Here is a 16889-nt window from a genome sequence, read left to right as displayed (position 1 = left end):
CGTGCTCTTCCGTGTCGACCACAGCTCCCCGGTCCCGCTCGGCGACCAGATCGCCGCCTCGGTCCGTGGCGCGCTCGCCGAAGGCTCCGTACGGTCCGGCGAACGGCTGCCCGCGGCCCGTGCGGTCGCCGAGTCCCTGGGCGTCAACGTCCATACGGTGCTGCGCGGTTACCAGCGGCTGAAGGACGAGGGCCTGATCGAACTCCGGCGCGGCCGTGGCGCCGTGGTGACCGGCGACGCCTCTCCGGCCCGGGTGCGTCTGACCGAGCAGGTGGGCCGGCTGGTGGCCGAGGCCCGCACCCTCGGCCTCACGGACGATGAAGTCGTGACGTTGGTCCGGGCGAGGCTGTCGATGGGATAGGGGAGGGGCGAGGGAGGGGAACGGGCTGTGTGCCGGTGCCTGGTGATCTCGGGTGATGCAGTTCACTCGGGCCGCTTGTCACAGATGCGGGGCCCCGGGCTGTCTCGTGTGTGAAGTGACTACACAACGGGAGGCGCACATGAAGATCCTGGTGGCGGGAGCGGGCTACGCGGGGACGATCGCGGCGAACCGGCTGGCCAAGAAGGTGAAGTCAGCGCAGATCACGGTGCTCAACCCCCGTCCGGACTTCGTCGAGCGGGTGCGGCTGCACGAGCAGGTCGCGGGGACCGGAGCCGCGGCGGTGCCGCTGGCGTCCATGCTGAGCGAGGGGATCGCGACGCGGGTGGGCACCGTCGACAAGATCGGTGACGGTCAGGTCGCGCTCGACGACGGGGTGCGCCTCGACTTCGATCACCTGTTCCTCGCGGTGGGCAGCACGGCCGCACCGCTGCCCGGCACCGTCGCGACGGGGACCTGGGAGGGGGCGCGGGAGGCGGAGGCCGCGCTGGCAGCGCTGCCCGGCGGGGCGGCGGTCACCGTCGTCGGCGGCGGGCTGACGGGCATCGAGACGGCGGCCGAGATCGCCTTCGGGCGGCCCGGCCTCCGGGTGCGCCTCGTGGGGCAGACGATCGGCGCGAGTCTGTCGGCGTGCGCGCGGAAGCGGGTGCGTACGGGGCTGGAGCGGTTGGGCGTGGAGGTCGTGGAGGGCACCGTCGAACGGGTCGACGCCGGCGCCGGGGAAGGGGGCGGCGACGTGGTGCGTCTCCAGGCGGGGCGACGGTTCGCCTCCGGCCTCACGCTGTGGGCGGTCATCGGGAGCGTGCCCGATCTGGCCGCCCGCAGCGGACTTGTGGTGGACGGCGACGGGCGTGCGGTGGTCGACGGGTATCTGCGCAGCGTCACCGATCCGCGGATCTTCGTCGTGGGCGACTGCGCGGCGGTTCCCGGTGCGCGGGCGGCCTGCGCGACGGCCATGCCGCAGGGCGCACATGCGGCGGACACGCTGGCGCGGATGCTCCAGGGACGCGCGCCCAAGCCGTACGCCATGGGGTACACCGGGCAGGGGGTGTGCCTGGGCCGGCGCGACGGGCTGCTCCAGGCCGATCGCAGGGACGGTACCGCGCGGGGGGTCTACTTCGCCGGGCGCGCCGCGGCCGTGGCCAAGGAACGGGTCTGCCGTTACGCGAAGTTCGGTGCCCGCACCGCCGTCTACACCTGGCTGCGGCCCTGAAGTGTCCACTCCGGAACCCACGTCCCGCTCTCGGGGCGTCCGGGGTACGCGGACGTGAGGTGCTCGCGCAGCGCGGTGAGGGCGGGGTGCGGGTTGTCGGCGCGCCAGATCAGTGAGTGCGGGTAGACCGGGGTCGGGTCGTGCAGGGGGATGCTGCGCAGGTCGTGACCGGCCGGCCAGACCAGGGGAGTCTGCTCGCTGACGAAGGTCGCCAGGGTCGAGGAGGCCGCGATCGTGTCGAGGAGGTGCTCGATGCCGAAGTTGGGGCCGGTCGCCTCGACGGTGAAACCGAAGGCGGCGGCGAGTTCGTCGTAGTAGGCGGCCCACTCGGTGCCGGGCATGTTGCCGGGCATCCAGATCCGGCGCCCGGCGAGCTGGGCGGGCGTGATCGCGCGGGCGGTGGCGAACTCGTGCGCCGGTCCGGTGAACAACTGCAGCGGCTCGTCGAAGACGGGCGTGGCCCGCAGCTCGTCAGGGAGCCGCCGGCCCGGCATGGTCACGGCGCGGAAGGTCGCGTCGATGGTCCCGGACCGGACGGCGGCGACGGCCGTGTCAAAGTCGAACAGGGTCACCACGTCCAGCTCCGTTTCGGGATGCGCGCGGTGGAAGCCGCGCAGCAGCCCGGCCACCGAGACCCGGCGGCCGATCACGTCGACGCGCAGCGCCCGCCGCCCCGGCCGTACGGAAGCGGCGGCCCGCTCCTCGGCCTGCAGGAGGGCCCGGGCGTACGGCAGGAACGCCTGCCCGTCGATGGTGAGCCGGGCCCCGCGGGCCGTACGGCTGAACAGCGGCACGGCGAGGTCCTTCTCCAGCACGGCGATGCGCTTGGAGACGGCCTGCGGGGTGATCGACAGTTCGGCGGCGGCTTCCTGGAACTGTCCCGCGTCCACGGCGGCGACGAAGGTGCGTACGGCAGTGAGGTCCACGCCGACATCCTAGGCGGACAACCGATTGTTGATTACGGGCAGCCGCTCGGTTGCTTGATCCAGGCGTTCCGCGCTCGCTTGGATGTCTCCGGTCAACCTGCGGTTTGTCGGGGCCTCCGCCCTGGCTCCCCCTGGCCCCCTCCCGGAGGCGATGCACCCGTGCCGGAATCCTTCGTCCATCTGCACAACCACACCGAGTACTCGATGCTGGACGGCGCGCAGAAGCTGCGGCCGATGTTCGGCGAGGTGGCCCGGCAGGGCATGCCGGCGATCGCCATGAGCGATCACGGCAACATGTTCGGTGCCTATGAGTTCGCGCAGGTCGCCAAGGACTTCGAGGGCATCAGGCCGGTCATCGGCATCGAGGCGTACGTGGCACCGTCGTCCCGGTTCGCACGGAAGCAGGAGTTCTGGGGGCCGGGCGGCCGGCGCGCCGTCGGCGCGGACGGTGAGGGTTCGAAGGACGTCTCCGGCGGCGGCCGCTTCACCCACCTGACCATGTGGGCGCGGAACAGCCAGGGCCTGCGGAACCTGTTCCGGCTCAGTACGCAGGCCAGTTACGAGGGCCAGTTCCCCGCCGGCAAGCCGCGCATGGACCGTGACCTGATCGCCGGGCGGCCGGAGGGCATCATCGCCACCACCGGCTGCCCCTCCGGGGAGATCCAGACCCGGCTGCGGCTGGGCCAGTACGCCGAGGCCAGGGCCGCCGCCGCGGCCTACCAGGACATCTTCGGCCGCGAGCACTACTTCCTGGAGCTGATGGACCACGGCCTGGACATCGAGCGGGAGGTCCGGGCGGACCTGCTGCGCCTGGCCAAGGATCTGGACCTTCCCCTCCTGGCCACCAACGACGCGCACTACGTCACCGAGGACCAGGCCGACGCCCACGACAGCCTGCTGTGCATCGGCGTCGGCAAGAACAAGGACGACCCGAACCGCTTCCGCTTCAACGGCTCCGGCTACTACCTCAAGAGCGCCGCCGAGATGCGCCGCCTCTTCGCGGAGCTGCCGGCGGCCTGTGACAACACCCTGCTGGTCGCTGAGCGCGTCGAGTCCTACGACGAGGTCTTCGACCACGTCGACGAGATGCCGCGCTTCCCGGACGTGCCCGAAGGCGAGACACAGGAGTCGTGGCTGCGCAAGGAGGTCCTCGAAGGGCTCGCGATGCGTTACGGGAGTCCGGTGCCCCCGCACATCCTGGAGCGCTTCGAGACGGAGATGGCGGTCATCGGCCCGATGGGCTTCAGCTCCTACTTCCTCGTCGTGGCGGACATCTGCCGCCACGCCCGGCAGAACCGGATTCCGCTGGGTCCGGGCCGGGGCTCCGCCACCGGCTCCCTGGTCGCCTACGCCACCCGTATCACCGAGCTGTGCCCCCTGGAGCACGGCCTGCTGTTCGAACGGTTCCTGAATCCCGAGCGCATCAACCCGCCGGACGTGGACCTCGACTTCGACGACCGGCAGCGCGACAAGATGGTCCGGTACGTCACCGAGAAGTACGGCGACGAGTACACCGCCATGGTGAACACCTTCGGCCGGATCAAGGCCAAGAACGCGATCAAGGACTCCTCGCGCATCCTCGGCTACCCCTACGCCCACGGCGAGCGGATCACCAAGGCGCTCCCACCGGACCAGAACGGCAAACCGGCGCCGCTGGCCGCCGTCTTCGACCCCGCCCACGAGCGGTACGCGGAGGCCGCCGAGATCCGGCAGCTGTACGAGGGCGAGCGGGACGTGCGGCGGGTCGTCGACACCGCCCGCGGCGTGGAGGGCCTGACCCGCGGCACCGGTGTGCACGCCGCCGCGGTGATCCTGTCCAAGACGAAGCTCACCGACCGCATCCCGCTGCACATGCGCGCCGCGGACGGCGTCAAGATCACCGGTTTCGACTACCCGTCCTGCGAGGCCATGGGCCTGGTCAAGATGGACTTCCTGGGGCTGCGGAACCTGGGCGTGATCGACCAGGCCATCGAGAACGTCCGGGAGAACCGGGGCGTCAGCCTGGCCACCGTGGACCCTCTGGACGGCGACCCGGCCACCGTCGTGATCCCGCTGGACGACGCGAAGACGTACCGGCTGCTGGCCGAGGGCAACACGTTCGGTGTCTTCCAGCTCGACGGCGGCGGCATGCGCGTCCTGCTGAAGCAGATGGAACCCACCCGCTTCGAGGACATCGCCGCCGTCAACGCCCTCTACCGGCCGGGCCCCATGGCGGCCGACGCGCACACCAACTACGCGCACCGCAAGACCGGCCGCCAGGAGATCACCCCGATCCACCCCGAGCTGCGGGACGCCCTGGAGCCGATCCTCGGCAACACCTTCCACCTGCTGGTCTACCAGGAGCAGATCATGGCCATCGCCCGGGAGCTGGCCGGGTACACCCTCGGCGGCGCGGACCTGCTGCGCCGTGCGATGGGCAAGAAGAAACCGGAGGTACTGGCCGCCGAGTGGGACAAGTTCCACGACGGCATGCGGAGCAACGGGTTCAGCGAGGAGGCCGTCAAGGCCCTGTGGGACGTCATGCTGCCGTTCTCCGGCTACGCGTTCAACAAGTCCCACACCGCCGGGTACGGACTCGTCTCGTACTGGACCGCCTACCTCAAGGCCAACTACCCGGCCGAATACATGGCCGCGCTGCTCACCTCGGTCGGTGACGACAAGGACAAGGCCGCGGTCTACCTCGCCGACGCCCGCAAGAACGGTGTCCGCGTCCTCCAGCCGGACGTGAACGAGTCCGTCGCCGAGTTCACCGCCGTCGGCGACGACGTACGGTTCGGGCTGCGGTCCGTACGCAACGTCGGCGAGAACGTCATCGCGGCCGTCGTCGACGCGCGCCGCCGGGAAGGGAAGTTCACCTCCTTCGCCGACTTCCTCGGCAAGGCCGGACTGCCCGCACTGCACAAGAGGGCCGTGGAGTCCCTGATCAAGGCCGGTGCGTTCGACTCCCTGGGGCAGTCGCGCAAGGGCCTCACGGCCGTCCACGAGGAAGCCGTCGACGCGGTCGTCCCCGTGAAGAAAGCGGCGAGTTACGGGCAGGACGACCTCTTCGCCGGACTGGGCGGAGAGGGGGACGGAAGCGGGAGCGGCGGGCCGGCCTTCGGCCTCGACTTCCCCGTCGACGACGCGGAGTGGCCCCGCAGGCAACTTCTGGCGGCCGAACGCGACATGCTCGGCCTCTACGTCTCCGCCCACCCGCTGGACGGCGCCGAACACATCCTCGCCGGCGCCCGGGACTGCTCCATCGCCGAGTTGCTCGCCTCCGGCCGTACCACCGGAGAGGTGCGGCTGTCCGGGCTGATCACCGGCATCCAGCTCAAGATGACCCGGCAGGGCAACGCCTGGGCGATCGTGCAGCTCACGGACCGCGACGCCGCCGTCGAGGTGCTCTTCTTCCCCGCCGCCTACCAGCTCGTGCAGCCCGCGCTGGCCGAGGACAACGTCGTTACCGTCCAGGGCAGGATCGACGACCGGGACGGGACCGTGCACGTCTTCGGCCGGGAACTCGCGGTACTGGACGTGTCCTCCGCCGAGCACGGCGGACGCCCGCCCGTACGGCTCGCCCTCCCCGCCCACCGGATCACCGAAGCGTCCGTCCGGGAGCTGAAACGTATCCTCGCGGACCACCCGGGCGACAGCCCCGTCCACCTCAGCGTCCGCGGTCCGCACAAGACGACCGTGTACGCCCTCCAGGCCACGGTGGACGCCGCCACCGTCGCGTCCGACGTGAAGGGCGCGTTCGGAGCCGACGCGTGGACGGGCATCGCATGAGGTGCCCGTCCACCCGCCCCCTCACCCCCGCAGGAACTCCGACACGGCGTCCGTCTGCCCGAAGATCGCGTGCCCGACCCCGGGCAGCAGCCGCACCGTCGCGTCCGGGACGTTCTCCCGTACGCGACGGGCGGTGTCCGCCGAGTCGAAGAAGGCGTCCTTCGTACCGGCGATCAGCAGCACGGGTACGTCCAGGCCGCGCAGCGCCTCGTCCGAGAACCGCGGCAGTCGCTCCGTACGGGGCTTGAACTGGGTGAACGTCAGCACCACCTGGTCGAGGACCGGCCCGGCCTCCAGCGTGTCCAGCCCTGTGGCGCCGCGCACCGTCCGGCGCATCCCCCAGCGCCCGAACGGCCGCAGCAGCAGCGACTTGAGGAGCAGCCCCACCCGCTGCTTCCCCAGGCCGCCGGGGCACAGCAGGGCCAGGCGGGACACCCGGCCCGGTCGGCGGGTGGCGTAGTCCAGGGCCAGCCAGCCGCCCAGGGAGGTGGCGACGAAGGAGGCGGCCGGCACGTCCAGCCCGTCCAGTACCTCGTCCAGCCACCGCGCGTACGCGTCGGAGGCCAGCGGCGGGCGGGACGGCGCGCTCAGGCCCGGTTCGCCGATGACGTCGACGGCGTACGTACGGAAGTGCCGCGCCCAGGCGGCGGCATCGCCCTGCCACATGGTCGCGTTGGCCCCCGAGCCGTGCAGCAGGACCACCGCAGGCGCGTCCGGCGGCCCGGAGACGAGCACGAAGGTCTCGCCTTCGCGGGTCGGTATCCGTATCCGCTCGGCGGGAACGGGCCAGTTGTCCAGGGTTTCCCGGTAGCGCCGCCGGAGCTCGCGCTCCCCGGCCGCCGACTTGTAGATCCTGGCTGTGTGCGCGGCTGTGTTCGTGTTTGTGCTCGCGTTCGTGCTCACGAGTCGAGCACCCCCTCCATGTAGTCGAACAGCCGGGCCGTGTCCGCCAGACCGCCGAGAATGACGACCTTCATCCGGGCCCGCTCCGGGTCGTACACCGTCTCGATCCGCAGCGGCCGGTCGCCGGGTCCGCGATGGGCGGCCGCACTGGTCAGGAGGGTGGACAGCCGGTCGGCGGTCCGGCGGTCGACCGCGTCGATCTCCACGACGCTCGTCGCCTCGCTGTGCCGCCGCCCCCTGGCCGGCTCCTCGGGAGCCGCCGGTACCGGGCGGCCGGTGAAAGTCTCCAGGTCCTCGTGCGCGATGCGGTACTGCTTGCCGATCCGGACGGCGGGGAGCCGCCCGTCGCGTACGTAGGTGCGGACGGTACGGACGTGCAGGCCCAAGTGTTCGGCTACTTGGTCGACGGAGTAGAAGCGGTCGTTCACGAAAGTACCCTAACCTTCCCTATCGGAAGGAGCAATAGGGAAGGTTGGGGGATGGTCGGGTGTACAGGCTAGCGATCCCTGCGGGTGGAGAGCAGCATGAGGGCGCCCGGCACGGCGATCGCTGGCAGCGGATACAGCCAGGCTTCGGCGGCTGCCGCCCCGGACGTCGCGGCCGTCACTCCGATGAGGACGTACACGAGGCATCCGGCCAGGACGATGGCGAGCAGGGGGCGCGACCGTGTGCGGTCCTCGAAAGCCTCGATCTTGCGGCCGACACCTTTCACGGCACCTCATTCCTCCGGCCGGGAAGACGGCCGGACACAAGCGGGCGGGCGGGGTACGCGCCGCATCGTGCCGCGTACCCCGCCCGCCTCGTGGCCAGGCGTCGTCCCGCTACCGTGCCGAGGTCCGGGTCCGGATCAGCAGCCACAGGAAGTACGGCGTGCCGATGACCGCCGTGAGCAGGCCCGCGCCGAGCTGGGCCGGGGCGATCACCGTCCGGCCCACCATGTCCGCCGTACCCACCAGCACCGCACCCAGCAGCACCGCCACCGGCACCACCCGTACGTGCCGGCGGCCCACCAGGGCGCGCGCCGCGTGCGGGGCGACCAGGCCGACGAAGGCGATGGTGCCGGTCACGGCGACGGCCGCCGCGCTCAGCAGGACGCCCAGCGCCAGGAAGCCGAGGCGCGCCCCGGGGACGCCGAGTCCCAGCAGCCGCGGGGTGTCCCCGTCGAGCGAGACGAGGTCGAGTTCGGTGCGCCGGGCGAGCGCCACGGCGACGCCCACCGCGAGGACGACGGCGAGCGGCAGCAGGTCGGGCAGCGTGCGCCCGTACGTCGAACCGGACAGCCAGGTCAGCGCCTTGGTGGCGTTGAACGGGTCGGTGAGGACGATGAGCAGGCTGATCAGGGCGGCGCTCGCGGTGGCGACGCCCATACCGACCAGCACCAGGCGGTTCTGCCGGAAGCCGCCGCGCGCCGACAGCCCGAAGACGAGCGCGGAGGCGAGGGCGGCGCCCGCGAAAGCGGCGGCGGCCAGGCCCGTCGGCCCGGCCTCGGGCGCGGTCGTCACCAAAAGCACCGCGCCCAGCGCGGCGCCGCCGGAGACGCCCATGACGCCCGGTTCGGCCAGCGGATTGCGGGTCACCGCCTGGACCAGGGTGCCGGCCAGGGCGAGGGCGGCGCCCGCGAGGAGGGCGGCGAGCACCCGGGGCACCCGGGTGTCCAGGACGAAGGAGACGACCCGCCCGGCCCGGCCCTGCGTCCAGTTCAGGACGTCGCCGAGCAGCAGCTTGGAGTCGCCGAGCAGTACGGACGCGACGGTCACCGCGAGCAGCGCCGCCATCAGCGTCCCGGCCACCGTCAGGAAGACGGTCCGGCTGCGGATGTGCAGCCGGTCGGGCGGGGCGGCGGCGCCGGTGTCCCGGCCCCGGGTCGCCAGCACCACCAGGAAGACGGCGCCGACCAGGCTCGTGACCACGCCCGTCGGCACGGCCACCGCCACGTCGGACGGCACCAGCGCCCGCAGCGCGACATCCGAGCCGAGGACCAGGACCGCGCCGGTGAGCGCGGACCGCGTCACGCTCGCGCGCGTCCGGGAGAAGCCGCGGTAACGGCGGGCCAGCAGGCGGACGGCGGCCGGGGCGCTCAGCCCGACGAAGCCGATCGGTCCGGCGAGGGTGACGGCCGTGGCGGACAGCAGGGCGGCCAGGACGACGGTGATGACCCGGGTGGCGCGTACGGACACGCCCAGCCCGCGCGCGGCGTCGTCGCCGAGCGCCAGGGCGTCGACCCGGCGGGCGACGAGCAGCAGCCCGGCCAGCCCGGCGACGGCGAGCGGCAGCATCCACAGCACCCCGCCGAAACCGTTCTGCGCGATGCTGCCCTGGTTCCAGGCGTACAGCCCCTCGGTCTGCTCGGGGAACAGCAGCAGCAGTCCCTCCGTGACGGAGCTGAGGCCGAGGGTCAGTGCGCTGCCCGCCAGCACCAGCCGTACGGTCCCGGCGCCCAGACCGGACAGTCCGAGCACGACGGCCGCGGCCGCCAGGCCGCCGACGAACGCGACGCCGGAGGAGGCGAGCAGCGGCAGCGAGACACCGGTCGCGGCGACCAGCCCGAGCGAGAAGTACGAACCGGCGTTGACCGCGAGGGTGTCGGGCGCGGCGAGCACATTGCGGCTGACGGCCTGGAGGGCGGCGCCCGCCATGCCGAGCGCCGCGCCGACCAGGAGTCCGGCGGCCATCCGCGGCAGCCGGGAGGCGACGACGACGGAGGCGTCCGCCGCGTCGGCCTGCCCGGTGAGCGCCTTCCACACCTCCGCGGCGCCGACGCCGGAGGTGCCTTGCGCGATGTCGACGAGGGCGAGCGCGGCGATCAGCAGGACGAGCACGGCCGTCACCGCTGCCGCGCCGCCTTTCCGGGACGCCGCCGCGGCGGGGGCAGGGGGAGCGGTGGTGGTGACGGCCATGATGTCTACGCGCGCCTCGCCGTCACTTCTTCAGCGCGGCGACGACGGAGTCGACGTACGACTCCATCGACCCGGTGCCGCCGAACATCCACACACCGTCGGGCAGCCGGTGCACCTTGCCCGCCTTCACGAACGGGAGCGACTTCCAGACCGCGTTGTCGGCGAGCGCCCCGGTGAACGGGTTGCTGGTCTTGTCGTCGTCGCTGCCGATGTACGCGAACTGCACGTCACCGAGCTTGGTCAGCCCCTCGACATCGGTGGTGCCGAGGCCGTAGGCCGGGTCGCCCTTCATGGTCCAGGGGTTCTTCAGTCCGAGCTTCTCGTTCACCGCGCCGACCAGCGAGCCGCCGGTGTACGGCCGGATGGTGACCTGGCCGCCGTCCACGTAGCCGTCCGCGAAGGCGAACGCGGTGCCCTTGCGCCCGGCCTTCTCCAGCTCCTGCCGGCCCGCCGCGAGCTTCGCCTCGAAGCCCTTCTTCAGCTTGCCGGCCTGCTCCGTGGTGCCGGTGGCCCGGGCGATCAGGTCCAGATCCTTCGTCATCTGCCCGATCGGATCGGCGGCATCGGCGGACTTCAGGTCCAGCACTGGGGCGATCTTCCGCAGCTGGGTGAGGGCGGCCTTGGGCAGGTCGCTGGTGGCGACGATGAGGTCGGGCGCGAGCGAGGCGACGGTGTCCATGCTCGGCTCGCCGCGGGTGCCGATGTCCTTCGGTTCGTTCTTCAGCGGTACGGCCTTGTCCCAGGACTTGTATCCCTTGACGTCGGCGATGCCGACCGGCGCGACACCGAGCGCGACCAGGTGCTCGACGACGTTCCACTCGGTGCCGACGACCTTCTTGGCGGGCCCGTCCAGCTCCACCTTCGTACCGGAGGCGCCGGTGAGGGTGAGGTGGCCGGTGGACTTCTTCGCCTGGTCGGCGGCGGGCTCGGTGGTGCCGCAGGCGCCCAGGGTGAGCGCGGCGGCGGTGGCCGCGGCGACGGTGAGGAGGAGTCGTCTCATGAGGTGGCACCGAGCCTTTCGCTGTGCGCGTGGTGCGCGTCGTGCTTGCTGTGTTGCGGCGTGTCGCCGTGCGGCGGCCGCCGGGTGTGGTGCCGGCCGATCGCGCGGGTGCGCAGCCGTCCGGTCGACGGGTCGGTGGTGACCTCGATCCGGATGCCGTAGGTGTCCGTCAGCCGCTGCGGGGTGAGGACGTCCTCGGGCGGCCCGTCGGCGGTCACCCGGCCGGACCGGAGCAGTACGATCCGGTCGGCCACGGCGGCCGCCTGGTCCAGGTCGTGCAGCACCACACCGACGGCGATCCCGTGGTCGTCCGCCAAGTCCCGTATCAGGTCCAGGAGTTCCACCTGGTACCGCAGGTCGAGGTAGGTCGTCGGTTCGTCCAGCAGGAGGGCGCCGGTGTCCTGCGCGAGGCAGCCCGCGAGCCACACCCGTTGCAGCTGACCGCCGGAGAGGTGCTCGGCACCGCGCTCGGCCAGGTCGGCGACCCCGGTCAGGCGCAGCGCCCGCTCCACCGCCGCGGGCCCGTCCGGGTCGGCCCGGCCCCAGCGTCCCCGGTACGGATAGCGCCCGAACTCCACGACGTCCCGGACGGTCAGCCCGCTGGGTGTGGGCCGCCCTTGGGGCAGCAGCGCCACCTGCCGCGAGAACGCGCGGGGGGAGAGGGCGAAGCCGTCCGTCTCCTCGCCGAGGGTCAGCGCCGCGTGCCGTGCCCGCTGGAGCCGCGCCACGGTCCGCAGCAGCGTCGACTTCCCGCTGCCGTTGGGGCCGACCAGTACGGTCACCTGCCCCGGCGCGAGCCGCAGGGACGCGTCGTGCACGACGTCGACACCGTCGTACGCCACGGTGACATCCGTGGCGGAGAGGGTGTGGCCGCGGGGCTGCGCGGCCTGGGGGAGTTCTTCACCGGCCTTCACGCAGAGAAGGTTAGCCTAACCTAAATTTTGGCCGAATCCGGGTGGTGCGGGCCTTCTTGTCCGGATCGGTTCACGGGCGTGCGATAGCTTGCGCGCCATGACCGGACTCGGGCCCGTCGCCTGGCCACCTCTCCTCATACGGACCGAAAGGCTCGTGCTCCGTGAGTCCGGGCCCCGGGACCGTGCGGCGTTCATCGAACTGCTCGCCTCGCCGGAGGTGCACACCTACCTCGGCGGCCCCCGGCCGCGTGACGAGCTGGAGCGCGAGCTGCCCGGGGCGCCCGAGCGGTGGCCCGGGAGCTTCGTCGTTGCTCTCGACGGGTCGATGATCGGCCAGATCCTGCTGAGAAGAGCGACGGAGCACCGGCTCCCGGCCGCCAAGGGGAAGGTCGATCTCGGCTACCTGTTCCTGCCGCGGGCGTGGGGGTGCGGGTACGCCGCCGAGGCGTGTGCGGCGGCACTCGACTGGCTCGCCGACGCGCTCCCCGGCGAGCCAGTGGTGCTCACCACCCAGACCGCCAACCTCGGCTCGATGCGCCTCGCGGCGAAGCTGGGGTTCACCGAGGTGGAGCGGTTCGAGGCATGGGGCGCCGAGCAGTGGCTCGGCATGCGGCCCCCGGTCGCGGTCTCTGGTTGAGCCCGAGCCCGGACCGGGACCTGCCCGGCGGCTTGCGCGGGCGGACGAAAGGGCGAAGGGGGGCGTGAGGTGCGGAGGTTTCCCCGGCGCGCCGCCTCGTACGACCGGGTCCGCCGGAAAAGGAGCCAGAACGACCGGGTTCGCCGTCAGGTGCCTCGATGGGATGACGGCGGTCGGCGGCCGGGCGCGCATGACCGCGCGGCGGGGATGTACTAGAGTTATCTCGACATCGAGATATCTGCCGGGAGGCGTACCGCTGCCGCGCTAGTAAGGCTTGCCTAACTTAGCCTTACCTTAGCTGATCGGCAAGGATCTGTGACGGCAGGATTGCGGTGGTACGCGCGAATCATGCATTGAAGGAGACTGTCGTGTCGGCGAACAGCTTCGACGCCCGCAGCACGCTGCGCGTGGGCGACGAGTCGTACGAGATCTTCAGGCTGGACAAGGTCGAGGGCTCCGCCCGCCTTCCCTACAGCCTGAAGGTGCTGCTGGAGAACCTGCTCCGCACCGAGGACGGCGCGAACATCACCGCCGACCACATCCGTGCGCTGGGCGGCTGGGACTCCCAGGCGCAGCCCAGCCAGGAGATCCAGTTCACGCCGGCCCGCGTGATCATGCAGGACTTCACCGGCGTGCCGTGCGTCGTGGACCTCGCGACGATGCGCGAGGCCGTCAAGGAGCTCGGCGGTGATCCGGCCAAGATCAACCCGCTGGCCCCGGCCGAGCTGGTCATCGACCACTCCGTCATCGCCGACAAGTTCGGCACCGCCAACGCCTTCCAGCAGAACGTGGAGCTGGAGTACGGCCGCAACAAGGAGCGCTACCAGTTCCTGCGCTGGGGCCAGACCGCCTTCGACGAGTTCAAGGTCGTCCCGCCCGGCACCGGCATCGTCCACCAGGTCAACATCGAGCACCTGGCCCGTACGGTCATGACCCGTAACGGCCAGGCCTACCCCGACACCCTCGTCGGCACCGACTCGCACACCACCATGGTCAACGGCCTGGGCGTGCTGGGCTGGGGCGTCGGCGGCATCGAGGCCGAGGCCGCGATGCTGGGCCAGCCAGTCTCCATGCTCATCCCGCGCGTCGTCGGCTTCAAGCTGACCGGTGAGCTCAAGCCCGGCACCACCGCCACCGACCTGGTGCTGACCATCACCGAGATGCTGCGCAAGCACGGCGTCGTCGGCAAGTTCGTCGAGTTCTACGGCGAGGGCGTCGCCGCCACCTCGCTGGCCAACCGCGCCACCATCGGCAACATGTCGCCGGAGTTCGGCTCCACCGCCGCGATCTTCCCGATCGACGACGAGACGCTGAACTACCTGAAGCTGACCGGCCGCTCCGAGCAGCAGGTCGCCCTGGTCGAGGCGTACGCCAAGGAGCAGGGCCTGTGGCTCGACCCGGCCGCCGAGCCGGACTTCTCCGAGAAGCTGGAGCTGGACCTGTCGACGGTCGTCCCGTCGATCGCCGGCCCCAAGCGCCCGCAGGACCGCATCGTCCTGGCCGAGGCCTCCCGCCAGTTCGCGCAGGACGTGCGCAACTACGTCAGCGAGGCGGACCTGGACGAGGCGGGCAAGGAGTCCTTCCCGGCCTCCGACGCCCCCGCCGTCTCCAACGGCACGCCCAGCAAGCCGACCCAGGTCGTCGCGGCCGACGGTTCGGTGTTCGAGATCGACCACGGCGCCGTCACCGTCGCCGCGATCACCTCCTGCACCAACACCTCGAACCCCTACGTCATGGTCGCCGCGGCGCTGGTGGCCAAGAAGGCGGTCGAGAAGGGCCTGTCCCGCAAGCCCTGGGTCAAGACCACCCTCGCCCCCGGCTCGAAGGTCGTCACCGACTACTTCGACAAGGCGAACCTGACGCCCTACCTGGACAAGCTGGGCTTCAACCTGGTCGGCTACGGCTGCACCACCTGCATCGGCAACTCCGGTCCGCTGGACGAGGAGATCTCGAAGGCGATCAACGAGGCCGACCTGGCGGTCACCTCGGTGCTCTCCGGCAACCGCAACTTCGAGGGCCGGATCAACCCCGACGTCAAGATGAACTACCTGGCGTCCCCGCCGCTGGTCGTCGCATACGCCATCGCCGGCTCCATGAAGGTGGACATCACCACCGAGGCGCTCGGCACCGACCAGGACGGCAACCCGGTCTACCTCAAGGACATCTGGCCCTCCGAGGCCGAGGTCAACGACGTCGTGGCCAACGCCATCGGCGAGGACATGTTCTCCAAGTCGTACGAGGACGTCTTCGCGGGCGACGCCCAGTGGCAGGCGCTGCCGATCCCGACCGGCAACACCTTCGAGTGGGACAGCGAGTCCACCTACGTCCGCAAGCCCCCGTACTTCGAGGGCATGACCATGGAGACCAGCCCGGTCTCCGACGTCCAGGGTGCCCGCGTGCTGGCCAAGCTGGGCGACTCGGTCACCACCGACCACATCTCCCCGGCCGGTGCGATCAAGGCCGACACCCCGGCCGGCCAGTACCTCACGGAGCACGGCGTCGAGCGCCGCGACTTCAACAGCTACGGCTCGCGCCGCGGCAACCACGAGGTCATGATCCGCGGCACGTTCGCCAACATCCGCCTGCGCAACCAGATCGCGCCGGGCACCGAGGGCGGCTTCACGCGTGACTTCACGCAGGAGGACGGCCCGGTCTCCTTCATCTACGACGCGTCGCAGAACTACCAGGCCGCCGGCATCCCGCTGGTCATCCTGGCCGGCAAGGAGTACGGCTCCGGCTCGTCCCGCGACTGGGCGGCCAAGGGCACCGCGCTGCTCGGCGTCAAGGCCGTCATCGCCGAGTCCTACGAGCGCATCCACCGCTCGAACCTCATCGGCATGGGCGTGCTGCCGCTCCAGTTCCCGGAGGGCGCCTCGGCGCAGTCGCTGGGCCTGACCGGCGAGGAGACCTTCGACATCACCGGCGTCACCGCGCTGAACGACGGCGGCATCCCGGAGACGGTCAAGGTCAAGGCAGGCGACGTGGAGTTCGACGCCAAGGTGCGGATCGACACCCCCGGCGAGGCGGACTACTACCGCAACGGCGGCATCATGCAGTACGTGCTGCGCTCGCTGATCCGCAAGTGAGCCGCACGCCCGCCGCTTACGCGAGCGGGTGAGTGACACGGCCAGGGCCGCACCCTTCACCGGGGTGCGGCCCTCGTCGTATCTGTGCGGCGTCGTCCGGCTGCCGCCAAGCGCTGGATACAGCAGTGCGACGCGCCCCTTAGGGACGCGTCGCACCATCACCTCACCGGCGGGCCGGCCGGGTCGACAGGAGCCCCCCGGCCGCCGGTGTCCTTACGGACTAGAACATCCAGCTGTAGATGTTGTAGCCGAAGCCGAGCTGCTTGCGCGGCGCGAAGGGGGCCGACGCATTGCCGGTGCCCCTGTACAGCCACAGCTTGCCGTCGTTGCCACGGGCGATCAGGTCGGCGCGGCCGTCGATGTCCACGTCGCCGGTGGCCACCAGCATGTTGTACTCGTTCCAGCCCGCGCCGATCTTCACGCGCGGCGCGAAGGGCGCCTTGTAGTTGCCGGTGCCCTTGTAGAGCCACAGCACGCCGGAGCCGTCCCGGGCCACGATGTCGGCCTTGCCGTCGCCGGTCAGGTCGCCGGTGCCGGCGATCTGGGTGTAGCCGCCCCAGCCGGCGCCGATCTTGACGCGCGGGTCGACCTTGCCGTTGTCGTAGCCGAGGTAGAGCCAGAGCACGCCCGAGTTGTCGCGGGCGAGGATGTCGTACGCGCCGCCGCCGCCCAGGTTGCCGGGCGACAGCACCTTGTTGTAGATGTTCCAGCCGCCGCCGACCACCCGGTCCTCGGTGGCGGAGTTGAAGTACAGGTTGCCGGCGTAGTCCCAGGCCCACGAGCCGTCGGCTGCACCGTCGGCGTTGTTGTCGACCGGGGCCGCGGCCTTGAGCAGGTCCCAGTCGGCCGTGACGAACATGCGCTCGCCCAGACCGCCGGTGCCGTTCGGCGGGTACTCGTACAGGAAGCCGGAAGAGCGCTCGATGCCGCGGAGGCCGAAGATCGGCGCGTCCGCCTGGGCCCCGACGCGGGCCTTGGCGCGAGCCGCCGCTCCGGTCTTCGGGGCCTGTGCCACCGCGCCGATCTCGGCGTTCTTCACCGGGGCGGGGACCGGTGCGTCCGCCACCGCGGCTGAGGCACTGGTGCCGACCAGGGCGGCGGCGACCGCCGCGACAGCCAGACGCGACAGGGCGCGCCCGCGCTTACGGCCGGGAAGTTTGGCCACG

General features: G+C 71.4%; 13 protein-coding genes. 5 read left to right on the top strand and 8 right to left on the bottom strand.

Annotation, left to right across the window (positions count from 1 at the left end):
- Window position 1 precedes the first annotated feature (1 nt).
- Entirely contained in the window at window positions 2–361 is a 360-nt protein-coding gene (locus tag OEIGOIKO_RS09260) for a GntR family transcriptional regulator (RefSeq protein ID WP_125053612.1), read from the top strand.
- A 115-nt stretch (window positions 362–476) separates the two neighbouring features.
- Entirely contained in the window at window positions 477–1592 is a 1116-nt protein-coding gene (locus tag OEIGOIKO_RS09255) for an NAD(P)/FAD-dependent oxidoreductase (protein ID WP_246177280.1), read from the top strand.
- On the opposite strand, the gene OEIGOIKO_RS09250 is transcribed toward OEIGOIKO_RS09255, so the two are convergent.
- Window positions 1571–2518: a LysR family transcriptional regulator gene (locus tag OEIGOIKO_RS09250; RefSeq protein ID WP_125053610.1), complete on the bottom strand. Its 948-nt coding sequence runs from the start codon at window positions 2516–2518 to the stop codon at window positions 1571–1573. The genes OEIGOIKO_RS09255 and OEIGOIKO_RS09250 overlap by 22 nt on opposite strands.
- Window positions 2519–2677: 159 nt before the next feature.
- Here OEIGOIKO_RS09250 and dnaE point away from each other — a divergent pair, with 159 nt between their 5' ends.
- The gene (dnaE, locus tag OEIGOIKO_RS09245) at window positions 2678–6286 is read left to right on the top strand and encodes a DNA polymerase III subunit alpha (protein WP_125053608.1); all 3609 of its coding nucleotides are present in this window, start codon (window positions 2678–2680) and stop codon (window positions 6284–6286) included.
- A gap of 21 nt (window positions 6287–6307) precedes the next feature.
- Here the strand turns inward: dnaE and OEIGOIKO_RS09240 are convergent, their stop codons facing one another.
- The 6 genes from OEIGOIKO_RS09240 to OEIGOIKO_RS09215 form a co-directional block, all read right to left on the bottom strand.
- Window positions 6308–7189, bottom strand: a complete 882-nt coding sequence (locus OEIGOIKO_RS09240) for an alpha/beta fold hydrolase (RefSeq protein ID WP_125053606.1) — start codon at window positions 7187–7189, stop codon at window positions 6308–6310.
- On the bottom strand, window positions 7186–7617 hold the full coding sequence (locus tag OEIGOIKO_RS09235) for a helix-turn-helix domain-containing protein (RefSeq protein WP_125053604.1): 432 nt from the start codon (window positions 7615–7617) through the stop codon (window positions 7186–7188). The genes OEIGOIKO_RS09240 and OEIGOIKO_RS09235 overlap by 4 nt, the downstream gene beginning before the upstream one ends.
- 68 nt (window positions 7618–7685) lie before the next feature.
- Complete coding sequence (locus OEIGOIKO_RS09230; protein ID WP_125053602.1) at window positions 7686–7901, bottom strand: hypothetical protein; 216 nt, start codon at window positions 7899–7901, stop codon at window positions 7686–7688.
- Between the two features lie 109 nt (window positions 7902–8010).
- The gene (locus OEIGOIKO_RS09225; RefSeq protein WP_125053600.1) at window positions 8011–10086 is read right to left on the bottom strand and encodes an iron ABC transporter permease; all 2076 of its coding nucleotides are present in this window, start codon (window positions 10084–10086) and stop codon (window positions 8011–8013) included.
- A gap of 22 nt (window positions 10087–10108) precedes the next feature.
- Complete coding sequence (locus tag OEIGOIKO_RS09220; RefSeq protein WP_125053598.1) at window positions 10109–11086, bottom strand: ABC transporter substrate-binding protein; 978 nt, start codon at window positions 11084–11086, stop codon at window positions 10109–10111.
- The gene (locus OEIGOIKO_RS09215; RefSeq protein ID WP_125053596.1) at window positions 11083–12000 is read right to left on the bottom strand and encodes an ABC transporter ATP-binding protein; all 918 of its coding nucleotides are present in this window, start codon (window positions 11998–12000) and stop codon (window positions 11083–11085) included. The genes OEIGOIKO_RS09220 and OEIGOIKO_RS09215 overlap by 4 nt, the downstream gene beginning before the upstream one ends.
- A gap of 97 nt (window positions 12001–12097) precedes the next feature.
- Between OEIGOIKO_RS09215 and OEIGOIKO_RS09210 the strand changes: the two genes are divergently transcribed.
- Together OEIGOIKO_RS09210 and acnA are read left to right on the top strand one after the other, a co-directional pair.
- Window positions 12098–12637, top strand: coding sequence for a GNAT family N-acetyltransferase (locus OEIGOIKO_RS09210; protein WP_125053593.1), 540 nt, complete (start codon window positions 12098–12100; stop codon window positions 12635–12637).
- Between the two features lie 368 nt (window positions 12638–13005).
- Window positions 13006–15723: an aconitate hydratase AcnA gene (acnA, locus tag OEIGOIKO_RS09205; RefSeq protein WP_125053591.1), complete on the top strand. Its 2718-nt coding sequence runs from the start codon at window positions 13006–13008 to the stop codon at window positions 15721–15723.
- Window positions 15724–15943: 220 nt separating this feature from the next.
- On the opposite strand, the gene OEIGOIKO_RS09200 is transcribed toward acnA, so the two are convergent.
- On the bottom strand, window positions 15944–16888 hold the full coding sequence (locus OEIGOIKO_RS09200; RefSeq protein ID WP_125053589.1) for an FG-GAP repeat domain-containing protein: 945 nt from the start codon (window positions 16886–16888) through the stop codon (window positions 15944–15946).
- Between the last annotated feature and the right edge of the window lies 1 nt (window position 16889).

This window comes from Streptomyces paromomycinus, from assembly GCF_003865155.1.
Classification (GTDB): domain Bacteria; phylum Actinomycetota; class Actinomycetes; order Streptomycetales; family Streptomycetaceae; genus Streptomyces; species Streptomyces chrestomyceticus.
Note: the sequence above shows the minus strand (reverse complement) of the source record. Positions and strands in the feature narration are given on the sequence as shown.